Annotated in this window: 16 protein-coding genes; 10 read left to right on the plus strand and 6 right to left on the minus strand. The window is 41.0% G+C overall.

Annotated elements, in window-relative coordinates; all coding sequences use genetic code 11:
* Positions 1-62: 62 nt before the first annotated feature.
* The 5 genes from QT327_RS24925 to QT327_RS24945 all read right to left on the minus strand — a co-directional run bounded on the left by QT327_RS24925 (position 63) and on the right by QT327_RS24945 (position 6346).
* On the minus strand, positions 63-2168 hold the full coding sequence (locus QT327_RS24925; RefSeq protein ID WP_130854572.1) for a peptidylprolyl isomerase: 2106 nt from the start codon (positions 2166-2168) through the stop codon (positions 63-65).
* 137 nt (positions 2169-2305) lie between these two features.
* Positions 2306-2866, minus strand: a complete 561-nt coding sequence (lptC, locus tag QT327_RS24930) for an LPS export ABC transporter periplasmic protein LptC (protein ID WP_165446901.1) — start codon at positions 2864-2866, stop codon at positions 2306-2308.
* 74 nt (positions 2867-2940) lie between these two features.
* On the minus strand, positions 2941-4254 hold the full coding sequence (bamG, locus tag QT327_RS24935; RefSeq protein ID WP_013664703.1) for a BamG family beta-barrel-assembly machinery protein: 1314 nt from the start codon (positions 4252-4254) through the stop codon (positions 2941-2943).
* A gap of 118 nt (positions 4255-4372) precedes the next feature.
* Positions 4373-5353 carry a DUF6427 family protein gene (locus QT327_RS24940; RefSeq protein ID WP_013664704.1) on the minus strand — a complete coding sequence of 327 codons (981 nt, stop codon included), beginning with the start codon at positions 5351-5353 and terminating at the stop codon, positions 4373-4375.
* Between the two features lie 144 nt (positions 5354-5497).
* Positions 5498-6346, minus strand: a complete 849-nt coding sequence (locus QT327_RS24945) for a UDP-2,3-diacylglucosamine diphosphatase (protein WP_013664705.1) — start codon at positions 6344-6346, stop codon at positions 5498-5500.
* Between the two features lie 321 nt (positions 6347-6667).
* Between QT327_RS24945 and QT327_RS24950 the strand changes: the two genes are divergently transcribed.
* The 10 genes from QT327_RS24950 (at position 6668) to QT327_RS24995 (ending at position 23935) form a co-directional block, all read left to right on the plus strand.
* A complete protein-coding gene (locus tag QT327_RS24950; protein WP_130854570.1) occupies positions 6668-7222 on the plus strand; it encodes a putative outer membrane beta-barrel protein in 555 nt (184 codons plus the stop codon).
* A 167-nt stretch (positions 7223-7389) separates the two neighbouring features.
* On the plus strand, positions 7390-8295 hold the full coding sequence (locus tag QT327_RS24955; protein ID WP_013664707.1) for a helix-turn-helix domain-containing protein: 906 nt from the start codon (positions 7390-7392) through the stop codon (positions 8293-8295).
* Between the two features lie 141 nt (positions 8296-8436).
* Positions 8437-9402 (plus strand): oxygen-dependent tRNA uridine(34) hydroxylase TrhO, encoded by a 966-nt coding sequence (gene trhO / locus QT327_RS24960; RefSeq protein WP_130854569.1) that lies wholly within the window; start codon positions 8437-8439, stop codon positions 9400-9402.
* Positions 9403-9541: 139 nt separating this feature from the next.
* A complete protein-coding gene (locus tag QT327_RS24965) occupies positions 9542-12346 on the plus strand; it encodes a ligand-binding sensor domain-containing protein (protein ID WP_246860332.1) in 2805 nt (934 codons plus the stop codon).
* A 371-nt stretch (positions 12347-12717) separates the two neighbouring features.
* Positions 12718-15708, plus strand: coding sequence for a SusC/RagA family TonB-linked outer membrane protein (locus QT327_RS24970; protein ID WP_289554225.1), 2991 nt, complete (start codon positions 12718-12720; stop codon positions 15706-15708).
* A 4-nt stretch (positions 15709-15712) separates the two neighbouring features.
* Positions 15713-17239, plus strand: a complete 1527-nt coding sequence (locus QT327_RS24975) for a RagB/SusD family nutrient uptake outer membrane protein (protein WP_130854567.1) — start codon at positions 15713-15715, stop codon at positions 17237-17239.
* A gap of 141 nt (positions 17240-17380) precedes the next feature.
* Positions 17381-18748, plus strand: a complete 1368-nt coding sequence (locus tag QT327_RS24980) for a glucoamylase family protein (RefSeq protein ID WP_130854566.1) — start codon at positions 17381-17383, stop codon at positions 18746-18748.
* 2 nt (positions 18749-18750) lie between these two features.
* On the plus strand, positions 18751-20511 hold the full coding sequence (locus tag QT327_RS24985) for a family 43 glycosylhydrolase (RefSeq protein WP_130854565.1): 1761 nt from the start codon (positions 18751-18753) through the stop codon (positions 20509-20511).
* A 61-nt stretch (positions 20512-20572) separates the two neighbouring features.
* Positions 20573-22900 carry a beta-glucosidase BglX gene (bglX, locus tag QT327_RS24990; protein ID WP_278045495.1) on the plus strand — a complete coding sequence of 776 codons (2328 nt, stop codon included), beginning with the start codon at positions 20573-20575 and terminating at the stop codon, positions 22898-22900.
* 318 nt (positions 22901-23218) lie between these two features.
* Positions 23219-23935 (plus strand): DUF4397 domain-containing protein, encoded by a 717-nt coding sequence (locus tag QT327_RS24995; RefSeq protein WP_130854564.1) that lies wholly within the window; start codon positions 23219-23221, stop codon positions 23933-23935.
* A 174-nt stretch (positions 23936-24109) separates the two neighbouring features.
* Here the strand turns inward: QT327_RS24995 and QT327_RS25000 are convergent, their stop codons facing one another.
* A complete protein-coding gene (locus QT327_RS25000) occupies positions 24110-24514 on the minus strand; it encodes a DoxX family protein (protein WP_130854563.1) in 405 nt (134 codons plus the stop codon).

Raw genomic sequence — 24514 nt, forward strand, 5'->3', positions numbered from 1 at the left:
AAAATAAAAAATCCGGATAGTATGTTATAGCTATCCGGATACAAAGGTATGAATAAATAATTTTAGTAGAACCTCACGCGATTATCCTTAATGTCTGCTTTATCTAATAAAGCTTGGAAGGATTGATTGGAAGCCCGTTGTCTCAGTTGTTGTCTAACTTGTTGCTTTTGTTGATCAACTTTATCTAAGGCAGGAGGATTTACGAAGTCAGTAACCTGTACCACATATACACCTTGATTTCCTTCGATTGGCTTAGATAGCTGCTTCGGTTGTAATCCGAAAACCGTACCTACCACTTTATTCTCCTGTGCAACCCCCGGTAATATCGGGTTTGCAAAAACGATGTTTTGTTCCGCTTTCGGTGTTTTTCCAACTTTTTGTGCTATCTGGTCAATTGATTTTGCGCCTTGAAGAGCATCGTTCAACTTCTGTGCTAGCTTTGTGGCCTTTACCTTATTTAATACTGCCGGTTCGATTTCTTTCTTCACATCCTCCAAAGACAACTGTCCTTTGGGGCGAATATTAGTCAATTTAGCAATCACATATTGATTGTCAAGCTCGTAGACCTTGTCCGTTAAATCGCCTTTTTCGGCTTTGAAAGCCCACTTAATCACTTCCCTTGGTGTTTCAAGGTTAGGCAGATAGCCTTGCATGGGCGTAATGTTATCCGCATGTTCTACGGTCAAACCCGCCTTTTTGGCCTCTTCAGCAAAGTTTTGGCTATTTGCTTTTCCAAAGAAGTCGGATGCTTTGCTATAAGCTGCTCTTAACGTCTCATTGCTACTACTCACGCTTTTATCGATAATAGCTGCCTTTACCACTTTAGACATCCCTTTTTGTGCGTCTACCTTAATGATATGCACACCATATTGTGTGTTTAGAACGAATACATCACCTGGTTTTGCATCAAAAACAGCATTTTCGAAAGCAGGGATCATGCTACCTCTAGCGAATGTACCTAATTCGCCGCCATTATCTTTTGTTCCGTCCGTACCAAATTCCACTGCCAGTGCAGCAAAGTTACCTCCCTTTAGAATAAGGTTTTTGATGGAGTCTGCTTTTGCCATTGCCTTATCAACTCCGCCTTCTGTTGCAGGATTTAATAAAATATGGCGTGCGGTGACCGAATCCGGACTATTGCGTACATCCAATATTTTTGCAGACTCGTAGACACCGTTCGAATATACAGGCCCTACAGTTGAACCTTTAGCCGCGCTAAATACCAGTGAATCCAAAGCAGGGCTCAAGGTTCCTTTCTTTATGTAAGAAACGGGTCTCTTTTGCTCCGAGTTGGATACAGCAAACAACGAGTCATTGGTAGACTTGGCCAATTCTTCCGTTAGTTTAGTAATCGTTTCCTTGGCTAAAGCCGTATCTTGTGCGGTTGGTTGCGCATTAAATACAACGTAATCAAAAGAACGCGTTTCCATCTGATTCTTGAAAGCGGCCTTGTGTTCGTTGTAGTAATTTTGATAATCAGCGTCCGTTAACTTGATGTCTTTGTCGGGTATGGAGGCATAATCTAACAAAACGTAGCTAAAATTGGCAATTTTATTCCGTTGATTATAATCTTCGGTTGCTTCTAAGGAAGTTACGTAAACACTGTTTTGTACCAGGTTGTTATATTTCTGCTGTAGACGGTTATCTCTCATGGCTTCCAAAAAAGTACCCCACTGTCTACTTAGCTCGCTATTTGCAGGTTCTTTTGCAACATTGGCAAGAAATTGGTTCAATTGATTGCGATCTATTTCTCCGGTCTGTGGATTGCCGAAATTCTGCGCAATCATCGGTGATGGATTTTTACCGGTTACCATATCTTGCAACTCGTTCTTTCCTACACCCAGACCAATACGCTCGAGTTCTTTGTCGAGTAATAGCCGTCTTAAGTTTTGATTCCATGCATCTTCAACCGCATAGGATGTCATTTGTGGACTCATATTGCCCCCCATTTGCTGGCGCATATTGTTGATGCTTTGTTCCACTTGATTATTGAAATCCGTATACGATATAGATTCGCCATCTATATTACCCACCTCATTTTGATGAGATGCCCAAAACGGGGTGCCGAAGCGGATAACGTCGCCTAATAAAAATGCTACGATTGCTAAACCGATAATTACTACAATGATTATTCCCGCGCGGTTTCGCAAAAAGGTCATTAATCCCATATGCTCTTTATACTATTTTGATTGAAGGTTTTAAGTTCTTTATTATAAGTATTTAAAATAAAAATTCAACAAATTTTTAAATGAGGGCGCAAGATACAATTTTTAACAATAAAAAAAGTATTTGCGATGGAGTATTGTCATAATCCATCACCTTCTTTTAAATTGTATACTCCCCTTGCCCCGTTTATTTTCCGGTGTTCAAAATTTTCATCAGCCTCGAAGAAGTTCCCTTCCAATATACTTCCATCAGGACTGGTGATGGTCAATGGCAGTTTATTGAAGAAAATCCGTTTATCGTTATCCCAAAAAAGTTCTTCCGATTTGAAGATCGTTCCATCAGCCATGGTAACAACCACGTTATGCCTCAATTCGACCAGGTTTTTCTTTTCAAAGTATAGACCATAGTTAGAGGTGACTCTTCTCTCCTCTTTTTTGTTTTTATCATAAAAGATCAAAAGCACATCTTTTGGGAACTCGTAAAAGGGACTATCTACATTATGCTTAATCATTTTGCTGGAAATCAACTTAGCTTTTACGACCGCCGAATCACTGTAAATGACGGTAACACCATAAGAGACATCAATCGGTTCTTCAGCATTAATGTTCGCTATGCGCTCGACATCCTTCAGGTCATTTTCGCAAGAACACAGGAATAAGACAGCAAAAAACAACGAAACCATGGTTTGTTTAAAAACCATGGCTTGTCTTTTTTGGAACCTATAGATTAATTGATGAGTCACCAAATACATTTCATTTGCCCCATTCTCTTTGCTTAGTCGTATCGATACCGCTGGAACCAACGATCGTTCAACATAAAAGAAACGGTAAAATTAAAATACCTTTCCTTAACCAGGTTATTGGTTAGGGTTCCTCTTTGTCCGTATTCCGCTGTCAGGTTGATTTTGTAATAAGCTTGAATACCCGACTGTGCCCGGATGGGAAGCCCTAAGCCCAGACTAACGGCCATATCCTTTATGTCTTGCCCGTTTAGATTTAAATAGGTTTTATCATAGCGTAATCCGAAACGGTAATCAACCACGTTCCAGTAGCGAATAGAAGTAATATCAGGAGTCCATTGGCCTCCAAGGCTAGCCCCGTAACTGTCTTTGAATTTCGTTTGATCGTCCAGGACAGATCCATCTTTATAATCGGACCACTTAGCATAACGAAGATCAGCGCCTAGTAACCATTTATTAGCACGGTTAATACTGAAGCCAAAGCTATGGCGCATAGGGAGTGTTATCTTTTCTTCATTACCAAAATAAGAAGATACGGTATCCAAAACCGAATTGATCGTACCGTCAGATATATTGCTCGATATACGTGTTACAATTTCGGAAGCAGTAGAATTAAGCTTAGTGCCCAAACTGTTGGTATAGCCAAGTGTTAGGAGCGTTTTTTCATTCAAGGTGGTGTGATATTGAAGACCTAAATCGTAATTAAAGCCGTTAATATCCCGTTTATTCTCAATTCTCGAATTAGTAGCTCCTAGTTGGTTAGGATATTCGATTCCACTAATATTATTTAGTTTTCCGAACAAATACGATACATTCGCTCCCACACTGAAGTATTTGCCGATCTGTACCCCGTATCCAATATAAGCTTTACTGAGACCGCCTTCACCCGCAAAAGCTCTGTTCGCCCGTGTTGTATCTCCGGAGCCGAATGACATAGGCGAGGCATAGTTATAGCCCATATCCGAAAAGGGCATAAGGCCAAAACTAAAGGCAGAACGCTGACTTAAAGGAATGGCAAAATTAATATGATTTAAAGCAAAATTTCCGCTTGCTTCACTGTTTCCTCCTTTTTCAAGGATGGTTCTGTTCATGTAAGCTCCGATATCAAACGTTGATAGGCGAATGCTGGAATAGGCGGCCGGATTGGCTACGTTAATATTGCTATAGCCTCCTAAACTACGCACCCCTGTTGACAGTCCACCCATTGCCCTGTATTGCGGTAATTGGTCGCCCCTTAAAGCGCCTAGCCCAAATGCCGAATAAGGTGAGCTGCTGTTCGATTGTGCACTAGCGGTTGCACTAACGCATATTCCAATGATATAAAGGTATTTCTTAATGTGTAATCTCATGCGGATCTACTGTTCATGAAGCTATATATGTCAATTCAAGACTGCAAAGCTATTTATTTTTTAGTTGTGAAGTGGGGTGTTTTTGTTAAAAAAGGTTAAAACAAACAGTTTTACTTGGTTAAAAAAGTTGAAAGTATAAAATGGCAATGACTAAAATAGCGTATACGCTTTCATAAAACCAACTGGTTTTCGCGAAATTAAAATAGTAGGCCATATAAATAGAGATAGGCGGTGCGCATATTAAAAAATGATATTGCGGTGCATCGGCTTTCAAATAATAAGAGAAAATGCCGAACAGAAACATAAAAAACAGCAGTTGAAAGGATTTTCTTACATGGACAATGCTTTTATAAAAGTTTTCTCTCAGGGTATTTAAAAAGAGAATCAAAACCAGGGCCAAGGGCATTAACACCCAATAATCATAAAGCTCAATATGAAATGATGTGGGAATTGGGTTGGTTAAAGGCTTCCAGATGGCGTAAAAATCATTAATGCGATCCTTCCAAAGATAAATGATGCCCAGTAAAAAGTAGATGGTTATAAAGCCAAGCAGTCCGGCAATCCATTCGCGCCAATCAAAAGGTCTGAAAATAATGAGTGCTATCCATAAAAGCAAGAACATGAGGATGAAAGGAAAATAGAATAAGGTTCCGAGCGCAACCAACATGCCTAAATCGTATAGGGTAGATTTTACTTCCGCACGATGATAGGTTTTCAGCAATTTATCGATCATCCAGATCAATAAAAAATTACAGATGAGTGTAGGAGTTAAAGCGAGAAAGGGCAGTAAAAGACTGGCGGTTGTTACGTACATTAACGCAGGCAAAAAAGTGGGTCTACCCAGTAAATTATGATTGTCGACGATCCGATTTAATAACAGCGCTTGCGCAATGGTAATCACTAGGGTGAGGAGAATACTTGCTAAAGGCGTAAATGTTAAATCGTTTGCGTTTTTCACAAACGTCATAATAGCTTGCTCAAAAAGAATCGGATGGAACGATTCCGGCATGTGAATAAAAGCCCCTATACAAAGGAAGCAGGCGATGATTATTAAAAATAGAAGATTAGAGGGAGTAAATTTTCTAAATAAATTGATCATTACCTGTTTTGCTTTTTACCTATCTGTATAGAACTACAATATTAGTGTAATCAAAGTAAAAAGTAAAAAGTAAAAGTAAAAAGCTGTCACGTTAGAAGGATATCCGTTGAAAAAGGAGAGACAGACTTCAAGCATTGGGGATTCTTAACCTTCAGCTTTCAATAGCGCCAACAACTTGTTTACGTTCAGTTTTTCATTTAGGTCTTCACTTTCAAAAGGATCAATCTCCTCTGATGCAGTATTTGCCATTTCATCTTTGCTGTAACGGTAAATCTCCCACTTGCCTTTGTTGTATTCCAAGGCAGTCAGGTTCTCAACCCAGTCGCCGGAGTTTAAATAAGTCACCGTGCCATTTTCTGTTTCTATTTCCTTTATTTCCGGTTGGTGTATGTGGCCACAAACCACATATTGATATCCCTTTTCAATGGCTAGCTCGGCAGAGATCGTTTCGAAGTTGTTGATAAACTTAACAGCATCTTTAAAACTTGCTTTGATTTTCTTGGAAAAACTCATCTTTCCCCTGCCCATTTTAACTAAACACCAGTTTACAAAGCTGTTAAGCAAGATCAGTGAATCATAGCCAATGGCACCTAAGCGTGCTAGCCATTTTGAGTGCTGCATGGTTACATCAAAGATATCACCATGGAATATCCAGGCTTTGCCGTTTGATAACGGAAGTACCAATTTATTGCTAAGCTGCAGAGAGCCAAGATTGAAATCAGCAAATTTTCGAAGCATTTCATCGTGGTTGCCCGTCAGATAATGAACAGGGATACCTTCGGCTACAAATTTGAGCAGCTTACGGACCACCTTCATATGGCTTTCCGGCCAGTAACGTTTGCTAAATTGCCAGATATCAATGATATCGCCGTTTAATATGATTCTTTCAGGTTTAATGCTCTTGAGGTAATTTAGGAGCTCTTTAGCGTGACATCCGTAGGTCCCAAGATGAACATCTGAGATAACCACCAGCTCTATTGCACGTTTTGACATCAAAGTATAAACTTTGTATACAAAGTAACATTTATATTGTTAAGTTGCTGTTAATTAGTTGTTATATTTCGTTTGCATCGGCTCTTCGATATCAACTTTTTATGCCTGACGCTTCCAAATTCATATCCATTATTTCATTTAGCCGAAAAATTGGTTCCATAATCCGACCTTTTGGAATTGATGGCGCTGATTTGTCAAACTACTTTTGTGTTGTAAAAACAAATTAATAAGAATCATTAAGCAGCAATTTTTTTGGATAGAAAGACGCTATCAACTTCTTAGTAACAATAATGAGAAAAACTTACAATTAATTTTAAAAACATGAAAAAGGCAATTAAACTGAGTACATTTATATTAGCTGCATTAACTTTGCTTACATTTTCTGCTAAGGCGCAAGACCGCGAAGGCTTTCGTCTAAGCGTTGGACCGGAGTTTGGTTTACCGGTAGGAGATTTCGGAGATGCTTATGATTGGAGCGTGGGAGGTTCAATACAAGCTGAATACCCGATCCTGAAAAATGATTTATACGTAACCCTGAATGCAGGATTCAGTAATTTCTTTGCAAAAGATTTCAATGGCATTTCCGGCGAAGACTTACAATTGCTTCCTGTAAAAGCAGGCTTGAAATATTTTCCTGTCGGGAACTTTTATGTTCAAGGCGAAGCTGGGGTGTCTTTCTTAACAAACAAAGACGATATAGGCGCCACTAAATCTGCTACATTTGCCTATGCACCACAAGTAGGCTATCAATTCAATTTAGGTGGTAAAAGCTACTTGGATGCGGGTGTACGTTTTCAAGGTAATAGCAAATTTACAGACAATGGAAGTAGCAATAACTTCTTTGGTTTACGGATAGCTTATGGTTTCGGTTTGTAAGAACCCCTAGATGCTTAGTGATTTTTGTTTATTTTAAATTTGGCCTGTTTCCTTTTGGAAACAGGTTTTTTTTGCCTGTTTTTGACATTAAACCTATGTTAATATGATATTCAATTTACCTTGTTACGATAGGATATGCTTTGCTTTGCATGATCAAAAGGTAATATATGAGCAATTCCTTAAATAAATTAGTAATAACTGAGAAGAACGATCCTGCTTTCAACTCCGCAGTGGACAAAAACCCCCACTTTATTGTCATGCAGGCTAACCGAAATACCTTAACAAGTTTATCTAATTTTCATTTACATGAATACATGTCTCTTATTCTAAATCTTAGAGGAGAGGGAATAGTCAATATGGAAAATTATTCATTTAAGCTAGCCCCGGGGACGCTGTATCTTATTAAACTGACACCGGCAACAGTGTTTGAATCACTGACAGCCGATATCCAGAGCTATATTATTCTTTTTAAGAAGGATTTTATTATTAATGCAGTTTTTCAAGAGCCATTGATTGAAAATGTATTGGTGAATGGTTTTGATGAACCCGCTATATGCACGTTAACTAAGCCTAATTTTGCTACCATTCAGATAACTTTCAAGCGACTACATCAAGAATATCACAACAGTAAGTTGTTTCGCGATAAGATGTTGCGACTGCTGTTTATTGAACTTCTTCTGGAAACGAGTCGCGCCAGTACGCATGTTTCGGCCAAGGCACTGACTTTGCCTTCGCGGCAGCAGCAGCTGGTCAATAAATTTAAACGACTTATTGATGATCATTTCTTAACCAAAAGAACTGTTCAGGAGTACGCGGAGCACCTTTTCGTGACCGCAAAATATCTCAGTGAAGTGGTTAAAGAGTATACAGGAACAACGGCATTGTATATGATACACAGCAGGATCATGGAAGAGGCCAAATATTGGTTAACCACGTCAGACCTAAGTGTTAAAGAGATCGCCGGTAAACTTAATTTCGACACAAGCTCGCATTTTAGTCGTTTCTTTAAGCATATCGCCGGATATAATCCGACTGCGTTTCAGCAACTTTACAGTTTGCAATATGCGAGATAGCACGAGCGCAATTCGTTTCAAAGCTGTGAAGAGTCTGTAATGAAGGCTAACTAGGTCATTCGCTATCAATAAAAGGCAAATAATTCTTATCTTTGCACCTTAAAAAACATTAAACGCCGTTTGCAGCGGTATCAATGACATATGAAAGCATATCAAACCTTGCTGTATTATTGTTACAGCCCAATCGAAAACGCAGAAGAATTTGCCGAAAACCATCTAGCTTTTTGTAAGTCTTTAGGACTTGTCGGACGTATTATTGTGGCAGATGAAGGACTGAACGGAACAGTATCAGGTACACCGAAAGCATGTCAAGCGTATATGGATGCCGTGCATGCTGATCCTCGTTTTGCTAAGACAGATTTTAAAGTGGACGAGGTGGATGAACCTTCATTTGTTAAGATGCATTGTCGGTATAAACCGGAGATTGTGCATTCCGGATTGAGAGACCCGCATATAATTGATCCAACAAAGAAAACAGGTGTACATTTAGAACCCAAGGAGTTTCTTGAAATGAAGGATCGGGACGACGTAGTGGTATTAGATGTTCGGTCTGATTACGAACATAAAGTTGGCCATTTCAAAAACGCAGTACGTTTAGACATTGAAAACTTTAGGGAATTTCCGGAAAAGATTAAGGAACTTGCTAAGTATAAAGACAAGAAGATCCTTACCTATTGTACCGGCGGAATAAAATGCGAGAAAGCATCTGCTTTACTCTTGCATGAAGGTTTTGAACAAGTATACCAATTACATGGAGGGATTATAAAATACGGGAAGGAAGCTGGCGGAAAAGACTTTGAAGGGAAATGCTATGTTTTTGACAACCGTGTGGCGGTCGATGTGAACACCGTAAATCCCTCAGTTGTATCTACTTGTTTTAATTGTGGCACACAAACCACTAAGATGATCAATTGTGCCAATCCTGAATGCAATGAGCATTTTACCCAATGCGACGAATGCGGATGGAAGATGGATGGATGTTGTTCAGATGCGTGTAAAGCACACCCTAGAAAAAGAGAGTACGACGGAACGGGATATTATGTCAAAATTCCACAAACTGTCAATCTCAGCAAAAGAAAACATAAAAAATTTCCGGCAAAGACCTAATTTAGCCTGTATGCGCAACAATTGGTCATTTTCTTTTAGCCTATTAGTTCTGTTGCTTCTTAGCCTTTCGCTTAAACCGGCAATGGCGCAGCCAAGTAGGCCAAGAATCGGAGCGCCTGTTGCGAAACAAACAGTTGCTATGGGCGATGTCCATTTTGCCGGTGCGCCTCTTGTCCAAAATTTCAGTAAAACTTTCTACCAGGCGGGGAACCAGAACTGGTCGGCAAGCTACGGGCCCGACGGGCGAATGTATTTTGCCAATAGCGATGGTTTGCTTTCTTTTGACGGGCAGCATTGGGATCTAAATACCATGCCGCGCAAAATTTTGGTGAGAGGTGTTGCTGTTGGAAGGGAGGGGGAAATATATACCGGCGGATTTGGCCAATTTGGTGTATGGGAAAGAAATGCTTTCGGTTTGCTGGTATACCGCTCATTAAGTGATCAACTGACGGAAGCGGACAAGGTCAATGACGAAATTTGGAAGATTTATGTTGATGATGAGCAAGTGCTTTTTCAATCCTTTTCTGCCATCTATACCTACAAAAATGGAAAGTTAAGCGTATTAAAGACAAAAGACCCTTTTTTATTCTTATATCAAGTTAATGGACGTTATTTGGTAGAAATAATATCAAAAGGCTTGTTCGAGTTCAAAGACGGAAAGCTCGTAAAACTTTTAGATAAACAATTCTATGGAAATTCAATCATTCTTTCCATACTTCCTTTCACATCCAATGCCTTGCTTATTGGTACGGCCAAAAGTGGTTTGTTTATCTTTGAAAATGGAGATGCTCGGCCCTGGATCAACGAAGCAGACGTAGCGCTAAGACAATACCAACTCAATAATGGGCTGAAAGTACTTGGAAATCAATATGCTTTCGGGACCATTTTAAATGGCGTTTACATACTTGACCAAGCAGGGAAGCTCATTCAGCACATAAACAAAAGCAATGGCTTGCAAAATAATACCGTTTTAAGCTTACAGTCGGATGCGTTTCAAAATATATGGGTTGGTTTGGACAATGGAATCGATCGTATAGAAATCAATTCACCTATTTATTACTTTGACGATCGCGCGGGGATTTTAGGTACTGTTTACACCTCGAAAATCTACAAAGGCAAACTCTATATCGGGACTAATCAGGGACTCTATTACAGTAATTGGCCAGCCAACAATAATCGTTTCGATTTCCGACTAGTAGAAGGCTCACAAGGACAAGTTTGGGAGCTCTATACCCTAGGCGACGAATTGCTCTGCGGTCATAACAATGGAACTTTTCGGGTCGAAAACGAGCGACCACACTGGCTATCAACGGTTACCGGAGGCTATACTTTACATACCTTACAAGGGAAGAGTGATAGCTTGATACAGGGAACCTATACGGGTTTAGCTCTTTTTAAGAAGAGTAATAATCGTTGGACTTTTGATCGGAAACTAGGGAACTTCAACGAACCTGTTCAATACCTCGAGCAGATAAGTAACAACCGATTCTGGGTAAGTGGATACAAAGGCCTGTATGCTGTCCAGCTAAATAATGAAGCTACCCTTGTTCGGCATCAAAAGAAATATACAGAGGATGATGGATTACCTCAAAGTCCGTATATCAACGTATTTAGTATAGCCGGTAGAGTCGTTTTTGCAACGGACTCCGGGTTTTATTTACATGATGAGATAGCGGATCACTTTCATGCTTATACCCAACTGAATGAACGCTTGGGTACCTTTGCCAATGCAAACAAGGTAATGCCGGCTGCGGGTGGCAAATATTGGTTCATTCGTAAAGGACATTTGGCGTTGGTTGGTTTTGGTGATAGTGGCAAAGTCCATATTGATTCTACTGGTTTCACGGTGTTGAATAACCGTATGTTGAGTTTTTATGAAAATGTAAACTTGCTCACGCCAAACCTATCGTTAGTTAGTTTAGATGACGGTTTCGCGCTTTATAGAAAAGTCACCGGATCCCCGCAACAACAAATTGCCCCGCCAATTATCCAGAAGGTAGAAGATATTGCTGATAGTACAGCCAAACCAATCGCATTTTATCAATCGGGCGAAATTATTTTGGAAGCCAAACAAAATAATATACGTATTACTTTCGCGTTGCCCTATTTTTCTACCAATACCATCCAGTTTCAATATCAACTGGAGGGAAACTCAAAGAACTGGTCGGCCTGGAGCAGTATCACTCAGAAGGAGTTTACCAATCTTTCACCGGGTAAATACATCTTTAGGGTAAGAGCAAATGTAAATGGTTATGTAACGTCGGTCAGTGCACTTTCTTTTGAAATAAGTGCCCCTTGGTATAGAAGTAGCTTGGCCTGGATGGCCTATGCGTTGCTATTTTTGCTGCTGCTTTACGGAGTTAGACGTTATTACTTATATAAGCTTAAAAGGCATCGCGAGGAAGTGCAGCAAAAAATGTTGCATGAGCAGGAGGAGCGGTTACAAAAAGAGATGTTTGAAAATGAGCAGCGACTTTTCAGGATGAAAAATAGTCAATTGGAAAAGGAGCTTGCGAGCAAAAATAGAGAATTGGCCAATTCAGCCATGAATATTGTCTATAAAAATGAGTTACTGAATAATGTACATGATGAGTTGCTTCAATTGAAGGACGGAGATGGACGCAGGTTATCAAGTGATCAACTAAAAAGGATCAGCAAGATTATAGACGACGCTCGGAGCGATGAGCGCGATTGGAATCTCTTTGAAGAAAGTTTTAATGAAGCACACGAGAATTTCTTTAAAAAGTTAAAAGCCAACTATCCCGAATTGGTGCCTAATGACCTAAAACTGTGTGCGTATTTGCGAATGAACATGTCAAGCAAGGAAATTGCTTCCTTACTTAATATCACCACTCGAGGAGTTGAAATCAGAAGATATCGATTACGGAAAAAATTAAACCTTGGGCACGACCAGAATCTTACCGAGTTTCTAATGGATGTGTAGTGCCCCCTCTTGTGTTGGTATATCCCTATAGAACCTATTAGATGTAAGGTAAAACACTACATCATTACCTCATCAAACACTTCGTGTATTAAGTACACACTTACCGATAAATATGAGAGGTGATGTATCATATTATTTGTTTGTTAATCAGTGTTTTAAAAAAATATAATCCAGAAATGAGCAAGTGGTTTTACGCTTGATGTATTGATGTAGAGTCTCTTTTTTTCCAAATTTTAAAACAATCGGGCAACTTTGTTTTGTTAACCACTAATGAGGGTGTGCTCACTTAGGGGAGTAAAACCCAACTATATTAAAGAGACAATTTATAACCAATCAAAAAAGCTATGAGGTACAGATTTACGTACTGCCTAATGGTTTTATTTATTTTTATCGCAGCGCCATCTTTCGCGCAGCAGGAAATAACCATTCAAGGTAAGGTAACAGATTCGCTCGATGGAACAGGGATTCCAGGCGTGAGTGTATTAATCAAAGGGACGGGTAAAGGGACCCAGACGGACGCCAATGGTAACTATAATATCAAGGCACCGTCGAATGCCACCCTAACATTTAGTTTCATCAGTTATCGAAGACAGGAGATAGCCGTAAACAATCAAACCACCATTAATGTTACCTTGGCCAGTGAGAGCGAGGTATTGGATCAAGTGGTAGTTGTTGGTTACGGTACACAAAAGCGGAGCCAGATTGTCGGTTCAGTAAGCTCCGTTAAATCAGAAGAAATTACCAAACAGCCCGTGTTGACAGCGGCACAAGGTTTACAAGGAAAGGCGTCAGGCGTACAGATTAACGCTTCGGGACAGCCTGGTTCGCAACCGCAAGTAAGAATCCGTGGGGTAGGATCAATTACAGGGAACCAAAATCCGATTTATGTGGTAGACGGTGTAATTACGGACGATATTACGAATATTAATAACTCGGATATCGCTTCCATTGAAGTGTTGAAAGATGCGTCTGCTCAAGCAATTTACGGTAGCAGGGCTGGTAATGGTGTGATATTGGTTACTACAAAAACTGGTCAAAGTGGTAAAATGCAAGTGAATGTAAATACTTACGCTGGTTTTCGAAACATGACTAGCAAGGTAGATATGGCTGGTGGTAGAGATTATGCGATTTATACCAATGAAGCGATCATTAATGGGACACCCGTGGGAGAAGAACCTGAATTGTTATTCGATCCGAATAATTTGCCTAATCAAACCACTGACTGGATGGATGCCGTAACTCGCCAAGGGTTAGTCCACAATTATGACGTAAGCGTGAGTGGGTCGTCAGAAAAGACAACGTACTACTTTAGTGCAGGTTACTTTGGCGATCAAGGTATTCTAAAAGGATCAAAATATGATCGCTTTAATGCAAGGGTAAATAATGAGTATAAGTTAGCTCCAATTCTCTCTGTTGGTCATAATCTTACCGTAACCTACAGCAAGTCGAATAATATTCCCGGAAGTGTTTTTGCGTCAGCCTACCGGATGTCGCCTGCGGCCTCTATCTATAATGAAGACGGTAGTTATGGGTATCAACCAGGGTTAAATGTTGGAAACCCTGTAGCGACGATTAATTATACCAATGACTTTACCAATACGTTACGTTTGCAGGGAAATGGCTTTATCTCTTTAAAACCCGTGGAGGGTTTGACTTTACGAAGTGATTTTAATTTCGATAAGACAAATGGAGATGGTCTTCAATATGCTCCTGTGTACACCGTTTTCAGTGCGCAACAAAATAATCGCTCGAGATTAAATGTATTGGATAACAACCGCTTCTATTACATTTGGAATAACCAAGCTACTTACAATAAAACTTTCGCGGAGAAGCACGAAGTTAACGCCACCGTAGGCTATTCCTTTGAAAGAGACCGTGCAACAAGGTCAAACGTTCAAGTATTAGATGTCCCTAATCAACGAAATCTATGGTATATCAGTCAAGGAGATGTATCGACAATTACTATTGATCCAAACAACAATATTAATGGCGGTGATTTGGTACGCCGCCAATCCATTTTTGGAAGATTAACATATACCTATGACGGTCGATACAACATTAGTGGTTCTTTGCGTAGAGACGGGTCAAGTTCATTCCCTGTCAATAATAAGTGGGGAACTTTTTACTCAATTGGTGGTTCGTGGAATATCGGTGAAGAGAACTTTATGAAGGATCAAGATTTATTTGATTATTTACGGCTAAGAGTTGGGTACGGTAAAGTTGGAAATGACATCAGTATTTCAGGGAATAACCTGGCAGCTTTATTAGGCGTTTCTCAAACAGGGTATTATCCTTTTGGTTTTCCTAATTTTGATCCGGTGCTTGGGATCAATTATAATCAAATACGGGATGCAGGCGCTTCGTGGGAAACGACAAAAGGAGTAGATGCTGGATTGGAGTTCGGTATTATTCAAGGAAAGTTATCTGGAAGCTTTGGATATTACAATAAGTTGACCGACGCCTACGTCCCAGTAACAATTCCTTCGCTCTTCGGCGATGCAGACAGAGTTGTCTATACACAAGCAGCTCGTGTTCGGAACAGAGGATTTGAAGTTGCCTTGAATTGGGATAACCGGGTAAACGACGATTTCTCCTATCGATTTGGCGGAAATGTTACTTTCAATAAAAATATCGTCGACGAAGTTACTGGAAACCTAAGGTTACAGGGAGGAAGTCTTGGCAATGGACAAATTGTTACAATGACCCAAGTAGGCGAACCCGTGGGCAGCTTTTGGGTTTATGAAGTGACTGGCCATGATGATCAGGGGAACTTTACTTACCGAGACGTAAATGGAGACGGTACGATCGACGACAACGATCGTGTGTTTGTCGGGTCTTATCAACCAAAAGCTTATTTCGGATTCAATGCGGGTGTGAATTATAAACAGTTTGATCTGTCGTTTGATCTCTACGGAAACTTAGGAAACAAAATTTTCAATGGTAAACGCGCTGTACGATTTGGCAATGATGCGGTAGAACAAGAAGTCTTTGCTAATCGCTGGACACCGGAAAATCAGAACGCTTCTGGGCCTGCTGCATCCAATACTATTCCTCGGCCCTCTACATATTATGTCGAATCCGGTAATTTCTTGCGAGTAAACAACATTACATTAGGCTATACGTTTGACAATCAAAAATGGACATTCTTAAAAGATAGTAAGTTACGTGTGTTTGCAACTGCACAAAACCCGTTTGTATTCAAATCTTATAGCGGATTTACTCCCGAAATTGGAGGTGCAACCTCAGGAAATATTTCCGATGCTGATCGGCGTAATGCGGGCTCGGCAATTAATTCAGGTATCGAATTGGATGTATATCCAATTTATTCAACCTATATGTTTGGTTTAAATTTGACATTTTAAGATCATGAAGAAATTCATCCATCATATCAGTATACTAACTGTCCTTATTTTAGGTATAGTTGTATCCTCATGCAGTAAAGACTGGTTAAATCCCGCTCCCGAAAATCAGGTTTCAGGCGACGATTCAACATTTACTAATCCCCAGAATGCTCAACGCTTCGTCAATTCAGCTTATACCAACCTCCTTACTTGGGATCAAAGTTCCTTTGCTTGGATCGGCGTGACAAGTATTACTTCTGATGATGCAGACAAAGGAAGCTCGCCGGGTGATACCGGATCCGATAAAGACCAATTGGATAACTTCACTTTTAGCGCGTCAACTCCATCCTTTTATAGTATGTGGAGCAGCAACTATTTAGGTGTAAATTATTGTAACCGGGCTCTGGAAAATGTTCCACAATTTTCTATAGAGGAGGCTTTGAAAACTCGATATGCTGCAGAAGTACGTTTTCTGAGAGCATACTATTATTTTAACTTGGTTAGAATGTTTGGAAACGTCCCAAAAATAGACCGTGTTATAGATTACGAAAATGTCGAAGAACGTGAAACAGCATATACACAGTTACCAGCTGATTCAATTTATGCATTTATTAAGAGCGATTTAGAATTTGCGTTAAACAACTTGCCGAAGAACACCGAATATGCTGCGCAGGATTTGGGACGAGCTACCATGGGTGCGGCTGCAGGTCTGTTGGCAAAGGTGTCTATGTACAGAAAGGAATGGAATCGTGCTTATTCCTTGACGGATAGTATTATCAATGGGGCCGTGGGAGCTTATGGATTAGTAAACGATTATACTACTATTTGGAGAGAGTCGGGAGAAAACTCTTCCGAATCCTTATTCGAAATCCAAAGCAGTGGATTGAGAAATAGCAGTGTTCAACAATTTAGTCAAGTGCAAGGCATCAAAGAGGGAGCCTTTAATGTGCCTTCTTCACAAGTATTTCAAGGATGGGGGTTCAATACGCCTAGCGCTGATCTGTATAACGCTTATAGTGAAGGTGATGTGAGACGGGATGCGACAATCATCAGTGTAGGGAATACACTTTTTGACGGAGTGCGCGTAATATCGGCATTTAATCCAAGATATAACTACAAAGCTTATCAAAGCATTTTAAAGGAAACGTATGGAGGGAGTACCGACTACTCGAATGTGAACATTCGGATTCTCCGTATGGGCGAAATATACCTTATCCGGGCCGAAGCGGCTAATGAGTTAGGCAATACTTCTGTAGCGTTATCTTCGGTAAACGCGATTAGAGCGAGAGCAAGAGGAAACAACCCAAATGCAGTACCTGATATCCAAGCCGCAGGTCAAGATGAACTTCGTCGGTTAATCTGGAATGAAAGACGGCTCGAAATGGCGATGGAATTTGACCGTTTTTTCGACTTGGTTCGCACCGGTCAAGCAGGAGCTATTTTGAGGGCGCAAGGTAAGCAGTTTGTGGATGGCAAGCATGAGCTATTTCCAATTCCTCAAAACGAGATCATTGCTAGTGAAAATAGATTGCGGCAAAATCCAGGCTATTAATTCGACAACTTGCAAATCTGGAAGTCTTACCTTCCAGATTTGTTGATACCTTCCTTCAGATACAAACGAACCTGTCTGAGTTACTACACCAAAAAAATGTGTAATAGCTTGGGCGGGCTTCATCACCAAAAACAAACATCAATGAAAGTTTCTTCTTACGTATTATTATTAGCAATTCTGTCTCTTTCCTTTTCCTGTTCTCAGTCGCCCTCTAATAAAGAAGCGCAACAATCAGAAGAAAAGACGGATACGCTTTCCAACGATTCCTTACTGACGCTTGTACAACAGCAAACCTTTCAATATTTCTGGGAAGGAGCTGAAAAGACGTCTGGCTTAGCACGTGAACGAATTCATCTAGACGGTGTGTATCCGGAGAATGATCAAGATGTGGTAACCATTGGTGGGGGTGGTTTCGGTGTTATGAATATTTTGGTCGGAATGGAACGTGGTTTTATTACGCGTCAAGCCGGAGTACAAAGACTAGAGCAAATTGTTAATTATCTGGAGAAGGCAGATCGTTTTCATGGTGCATGGCCTCATTGGTTGCATGGCCCTACCGGTAAAGTAAAGCCCTTTGGCCAAAAAGATAATGGCGGCGATTTGGTAGAGACAGCCTTTATGGCGCAAAGCCTCCTATGCGTACGACAGTATTTGGCGGGGGGCAATGAGCAGGAGAAAGCGGTTGCGGACAAAGCGGATCAATTGTGGAAGGAAATCGATTGGAGTTGGTATCGTAAAGGTGGGCAGAATGTATTATACTGGCATTGGAGCCCTGAATATGGCTGGGAAATGAATTTTCCGGTAACGGGCTATAACGAATGCCTGATTATGTATGTGTTAGCGGCTGCGTCTCCTACGCATGGCGTACCTGCCGCGGTATACCACGAAGGTTGGGCAAAGAGTGGAAAAATTAAAACCGATGCGGAACAGTACGGACATAAAATCGTTTTGGACTTTAATGGACATAAAGGAACTGTTGGACCTATGTTCTGGGCTCATTATTCCTATCTAGGGTTAGATCCGAGAGGCTTGAAAGACCAATACGCCGATTATTGGGAACTCAATAAGAATCAAACCCTCATTCAACGCCAATACTGCATCGAGAACCCCAAACATTTTAAAGGCTACGGTGCCAATGCTTGGGGTTTAACTGCAAGTTATTCAGTGAAAGGATATGCGGGGCATAGCCCCAAAGAGGATTTAGGTGTAATCAGTCCGACAGCAGCCTTGTCTTCTTATCCTTATACGCCTGAATATAGTATGGAAGTCATCCGTTATCTTTATGATCAACTAGGCAATAAAGTATGGGGAAAATATGGATTTTATGATGCTTATAGTGAAACGGACAATTGGTTTCCTCAACGTTATTTAGCGATTGATCAAGGACCGATACCTGTCATGATCGAAAATGAACGGAGTGGGTTGCTTTGGAATTTATTTATGAGTGCTCCGGAAGTAAAGGAGGGATTAAAGAAATTAGGTTTTTCAAGTAGTCAACATACTTTATAGTTATGAATTATCAGTTGTTAGCCACCAGAGGTGTTACCCATTGGCCGATTATTAGAAGGGCAGTTTTCGTTTTTTTAGTATTCGGATTACACCTCCAGGTACATGCGCAACATCAGCAGACTTATTGTAATCCGCTCAATCTGGATTATACTTATATGATCTACAATGCCCATAACGATATTTCTTACCGTTCGGGCGCTGATCCCGCTGTTGTAAAATTCCGGGGAGAATATTATATGTTCGTTACACGGTCAATGGGTTATTGGCATTCTACCGACTTAACAAACTGGAATTTTATTACACCGGAAAAATGGTACTTCCAAGGCTCTAACGCTCCGGCAGCACACAATTATAAAGATTCTGTACTTTACGTGACCGGGGATCCTTCGGGCTCTATGAGCATTCTTTATACAGATAATCCAAAAAAAGGAGATTGGAAAGCGGTTCCTGCTATTCTAAATGATTTGCAAGATCCGGATCTTTTTATAGATGATGACGGCCAGGCTTACATGTTTTGGGGATCTTCTAATAAATTTCCGATCAGAGCGAAAACGCTGGATCGGTATAAGCGGTTCAGGCCTTCAGAGAAAACTTATGAGCTATTTAATTTAGATCCGGACAGACACGGATGGGAGCGCTTTGGCGAAAATCATCAAGATACGGTTCTCGGAGGCTATATCGAAGGGCCATGGCTAACCAAATATGGTAACAGGTATTATATGCAGTATGCTGCACCGGGTACGGAGTTTAATGTCTATGGTGATGGCGTTTATGTCAGTGATCACCCGCTCGGCCCCTATCGTTACGCGCCAAATAACCCCATCGCCTATAAACCGGGAGGCTTTGCCAATGGCGCCGGGCATGGTAGTACGGTATTAGGATCAGAAAATCAATATTGGCATTTCGGATCGATGGCCGTTTCAGTCAATGTGGGATGGGAAAGGCGCATCTGTATGTTTCCGACCTATTTTGATGATGATGGCTTAATGTATACTAACACCCGTTTCGGCGATTATCCGCACTATGCTTCGGGAAGCCCGAAGCAAGGTGAATTCACGGAATGGATGTTATTATCCTATCATAAACCTGTTTCCGTTTCATCAACTGCGGGGGAGTTCAATGCCCAACATATCGTAGATGAAAGTATAAAAACTTTCTGGCTGGCGGCAGCGAATGATGATAAACAATGGGTGCAGATCGACCTCTTGAAGCCGGCAGCGGTACATGCTATACAAATCAACTATCATGATTATAAATCGGATATGTATGGACGGATTCCGGGCCTTAAGCATCAATATATCCTAGAAGGGTCATTGGATGGAAAGAATTGGAAAGTGATTGTTGACAAACGGAATAGCCTACAGGATGTGCCGAATGAATATGTTTCTTTAGCTTCTCCGGAACGTATTCGATATGTCCGTTATAAAAATATACACGTGCCGACTCCTCACCTCGCTATTTCCGGAATACGTGTTTTTGGCAGAGGTGAAGGGAAAAAACCTGCTAGGGTCAACAACTTCCAAGTAAAGAGGCATCAAGATAAAAGGGATGTTACCATAACATGGAATCAACAGAAAACCGCGCAAGGCTATAATGTCTTATGGGGTATTGCACCAGATAAACTATATAGCGCATGGATGGTATATGATAACAATAAACTGGATATGAAGAGCTTGACGACTGATCAAACTTATTATTTTGCCATCGAAGCTTTTAATGAAAACGGTGTATCTGAAAGAACGAAGGTACAGGAAGTGAAATAAAGCGATTAGCTTTTAGGTATTAGCTATTAGTTAACGCCTAAGACCTAACAACTAGTAAAACATGAACAAACTAATCATACCAAGCATGGCAATTGCGCTGATGATGGCAGTACCATGTACGACACAAGCACAGCGAAAGGTAGATAAGAAACCCACATTGGCGATCAAGCCGACAGATAAAAGCAAGATGAAGGCTTTTATTGATGAATTGATGGCCAAGATGACCGTTGACGAAAAGATCGGCCAGTTAAATTTGCCCACCGGAGGAGAAGCAACTACGGGATCAGCTGTAAGTACTGATCTGGAAAGCAAAATCAAAGCTGGTCAAGTGGGAGGTGTATTTAGCTTAACTACGCCTGATCGCGTAAGGAAAACACAGGAATTGGCTGTCAATCACAGTAGACTGAAGATCCCCTTAATATTCGGACAGGATGTGATACATGGTTATAAAACACTTTTTCCAATCCCCTTGGGGCTTTCGGCGACTTGGGATTTGGCCTTAATTGAAAAGACAGCACGCATTGCCGCAACGGAAGCGAGCGCCGATGGCTTAAATTGGGCTTATTCCCCGATGGTTGATATTTCACGTGATCCGCGGTGGGGGCGTATTTCCGAAGGAAGCGGCGAGGACACGTATCTAGGTTCGCAAATCGCTGCCGCCATGGTGCGTGGCTTACAGGGCAACGATCTGGCAGCGAATAATACCCTGATGGCCTGTGTAAAACACTTTGCCCTATACGGTGCCGCTGAAGCTGGGCGCGACTATAATACAACGGATATGAGTTTGCATCGTATGTATAACGATTATCTTCCACCCTATAAGGCTGCAGTGGACGCAGGGGCGGGCAGCATTATGACGTCTTTTAATGATATCAACGGCGTACCTGCTACCGCTAACCACTGGTTATTAACCGATGTGCTACGGAAACAATGGGGATTTAAAGGGATGGTCGCTACCGACTACACTGCGATCAATGAATTGATTGATCATGGTTTGGGCGATCTGCAACAGGTTTCCGCTTTATCCCTTAAGGCCGGTGTTGATATGGATATGGTAGGAGAAGGCTTCCTAACAACCTTGAAGAAGTCGTTACAAGAAGGAAAAGTCAGCGAGGCCGATATTGATCGTGCTTGTAGAAATGTATTGGAAGCCAAGTATAAACTAGGGCTTTTTGATGATCCGTATAAATATTGCAGTGAGGAACGTGCAAAGAAAGAGATCCTAGCAAAGGAACATTTAGATTTTGCACGTGAAGTAGCGGCACAATCTTTTGTGTTGTTAAAAAACGAAAATAATGTCTTGCCATTGAAAAAATCCGGGACTGTAGCTTTAATCGGTCCACTGGCCAATACCGGAAGCAATATGCCCGGAACGTGGAGCGTCAATGCGGATTTAAAGAATACACAGTCATTACTGGAAGGTATGCAGGAAGTGCTAGGGTCGAACGTGAAAATACTGCATAGCTTGGGATCAAACTTATTGGAAGATGCCGCTTATCAAGAACGGGCTACGATGTTCGGTCGGGAAATTCCCCGAGATAATCGCTCGGAAGAAGCTTTGATACAAGAGGCGGTAAAGACAGCGCAACAGGCGGATGTGGTGGTGGCCGCATTGGGAGAAAGTTCGGAAATGAGCGGAGAAAGTTCGAGTCGTACGGACCTGAATATCCCTGCCGTGCAACAGCGCTTACTCGCCGCTTTATTGAAAACAGGAAAGCCGGTGGTATTGGTGGTTTTTGCCGGTCGACCGCTTACACTCACTTGGGAGCAGGCCCATGTACCCGCTATTTTGAATGTATGGTTCGGTGGTACGCAAGCTGCTAAAGCCATTACCGACGTGTTGTTTGGTGATGTCAACCCTTCCGGTAAGATCACAGCCACTTTTCCTAAAAATGTAGGACAAATACCAATTTATTATAGCCATAAAAACACCGGTAGACCGCTAGCGGAGGGAAAATGGTTCCAAAAGTTCCGCTCCAATTACTTAGACGTGGATAATGAACCGCTCTACCCCTTTGGTTACGGTTTAAGTTATACCTCATTTGCTTATAGCGATATCAAATTAAGCAAGAACGCGTTCAGTGCGGGAGATTCTTTAGCGGTATCGGTTACGGTGACCAATACAGGGAAGATGGCCGGTAAAGAAGTGGTGCAATTATATACGCAGGACTTGGTTGGCAGTATAACCCGTCCGGTTAAAGAACTTAAAGCGTTTCAAAAAATTGAACTAAAGGCAGGCGAGAGCAAACAGGTGGTTTTCCATCTTTCTGCAGAAGATCTGAAGTTTTATAATGCCGACTTGCAGTATGTAGCAGAACCGGGTGATTTCAAAGCTTTTGTGGGAGGCAATTCGCGCGATGTGAAAGAGGCTCAGTTTAAGTTGCAGTAAAGTCAGTTTATTATTAGCTAATTAGCCAATGTGATCATTAGCCGATTAGCTAATACTATCGATTAGGTATGCTGGCGAGCGAATTGATCGCACGAACTTAGCATTACCTGGCTCATGCAAAGTTACTGCTACTTGCAATCGTCGTATATATAGCATTGATAATTCATCCTTCATAATTCCTGCCTACCGGCAGGTAGGCATCACTACAAAACACCGTTCATCACCAACAAACTACAACTTATAAGACCTGTAGCTTTTTCAAATCCTATTCCGTTATGTAGGTTGTGTAATGAAAGATAAACTAAACAAAAAAGGAATATGAAAACGAAAAATTACTTTGTCCTCTTGATGATGTTGTTTGTGGGAGGATTAACTTTTAGCGCATGTAATGACGATGATGATTATGTTTACATCCCAACCGCCTACGTGAATTATGTGAATGCCTATGCTGGAGTAGATCGTTTGGATATTGTCTTGGATAACAATTTGGTAAACAATAGCTTTGTTCCTTATGGGAAGTACATTCCATATGGATTAGGGAGAACGATTCCAGGAACGAGAAAGTTTAGAGCAATAGTAACAGGGACAAATGATGTACTGGTAGATTCTACTATAAACGTAAGAGACAGTGCTACTTACACGTCTGTTATTTACGGCTATCAAGATACCGTATCAAGTATCTTTGTAGAAGACAGAGATGCAACTAATTTCGATGCGAGTAAAGCATATATCCGATTCTTCAATTTATCAGAAAACACACCATCCGTAAAGGTTAATTTGATTCAAAACGGCACCCCTACTAATGTATTTAATGACCGTCCGGTTGATAATCAGACCTCCGCTACAGCCAATGCCGGATTCATTGCAACCAATCAGGGTTCATATACAATTCAAGTAACGGATATGAATGGCACGCAATTAGCCCTACGAGATGAAGCTGCAACATTAAGCGCTGGTCGATATTATACAATATTAACAAGAGGAATCAACGGAAATGCACAAAAGCCAATGGTAGTTGGGATATTCCAACATTAATGGTTAATGAAACAAAGCATACAACCATTCGCCGAGCAAATAACCAAAGCGAAGCGATAGGGCAATGATTAATAAAATAAAAGCCAATCCAAATGCATATTTGTAGATTGGCTTTTTTAGTTCTTCTTTTAATCTGTCTGTGAATTGATTGGCCATCGCCGCTCTCCCATAATCTTAACGTTTATCCACACTATATTTTCCGGGTCCTACTAAGGCCAAACCTATAAAGACAAATAAGAGCTCTATTGGATGCCCGGCCGACATAAAGCCTTCGGTCTTGTAATGATGCAGCGCAGCCACCAGCATGACGAAAGCCAGTAACAAAGCAGCTGGTCTAAAAGCTAGACCTATGATTAATAGAAAACCGCCTAAGGTTTCCGTAACCGCTGCAAGAAAACCCCAAAACATATAACCAAAAGTAATGCCAACATGGTTCATCGAAGTGCCTACACCCCTCCACATTTCGGGGCCACCCATAATTTTTGGATATCCATAGGTAATAAACATGGCGCCTAGCGCCAAGCGGATAATCAATAATCCCGTGTTTTTGTAATTTCCAAGAGTCGAAAGTATTGCCAT

This window comes from Olivibacter sp. 47 (genome assembly GCF_030372825.1).
GTDB classification, from domain to species: Bacteria; Bacteroidota; Bacteroidia; order Sphingobacteriales; family Sphingobacteriaceae; genus Olivibacter; species Olivibacter oleidegradans.

Bases quoted from the DNA above. Each gene is read 5' to 3' on its own strand.
- lptC (WP_165446901.1), bottom strand. From the start codon at position 2,866: ATGGTTTTTAAACAAACCATGGTTTCGTTGTTTTTTGCTGTCTTATTC.
- QT327_RS24985 (WP_130854565.1), top strand. From the start codon at position 18,751: ATGAATTATCAGTTGTTAGCCACCAGAGGTGTTACCCATTGGCCGATT.
- QT327_RS24940 (WP_013664704.1), bottom strand. From the start codon at position 5,353: ATGATCAATTTATTTAGAAAATTTACTCCCTCTAATCTTCTATTTTTA.
- QT327_RS24970 (WP_289554225.1), top strand. From the start codon at position 12,718: ATGGTTTTATTTATTTTTATCGCAGCGCCATCTTTCGCGCAGCAGGAA.
- QT327_RS24995 (WP_130854564.1), top strand. From the start codon at position 23,219: ATGAAAACGAAAAATTACTTTGTCCTCTTGATGATGTTGTTTGTGGGA.
- trhO (WP_130854569.1), top strand. From the start codon at position 8,437: ATGAAAGCATATCAAACCTTGCTGTATTATTGTTACAGCCCAATCGAA.
- QT327_RS25000 (WP_130854563.1), bottom strand. From the start codon at position 24,514: ATGGCAATACTTTCGACTCTTGGAAATTACAAAAACACGGGATTATTG.
- QT327_RS24965 (WP_246860332.1), top strand. From the start codon at position 9,542: ATGGGCGATGTCCATTTTGCCGGTGCGCCTCTTGTCCAAAATTTCAGT.
- QT327_RS24980 (WP_130854566.1), top strand. From the start codon at position 17,381: ATGAAAGTTTCTTCTTACGTATTATTATTAGCAATTCTGTCTCTTTCC.
- QT327_RS24925 (WP_130854572.1), bottom strand. From the start codon at position 2,168: ATGGGATTAATGACCTTTTTGCGAAACCGCGCGGGAATAATCATTGTA.
- bglX (WP_278045495.1), top strand. From the start codon at position 20,573: ATGAACAAACTAATCATACCAAGCATGGCAATTGCGCTGATGATGGCA.
- QT327_RS24950 (WP_130854570.1), top strand. From the start codon at position 6,668: ATGAAAAAGGCAATTAAACTGAGTACATTTATATTAGCTGCATTAACT.
- bamG (WP_013664703.1), bottom strand. From the start codon at position 4,254: ATGAGATTACACATTAAGAAATACCTTTATATCATTGGAATATGCGTT.
- QT327_RS24945 (WP_013664705.1), bottom strand. From the start codon at position 6,346: ATGTCAAAACGTGCAATAGAGCTGGTGGTTATCTCAGATGTTCATCTT.
- QT327_RS24955 (WP_013664707.1), top strand. From the start codon at position 7,390: ATGAGCAATTCCTTAAATAAATTAGTAATAACTGAGAAGAACGATCCT.
- QT327_RS24975 (WP_130854567.1), top strand. From the start codon at position 15,713: ATGAAGAAATTCATCCATCATATCAGTATACTAACTGTCCTTATTTTA.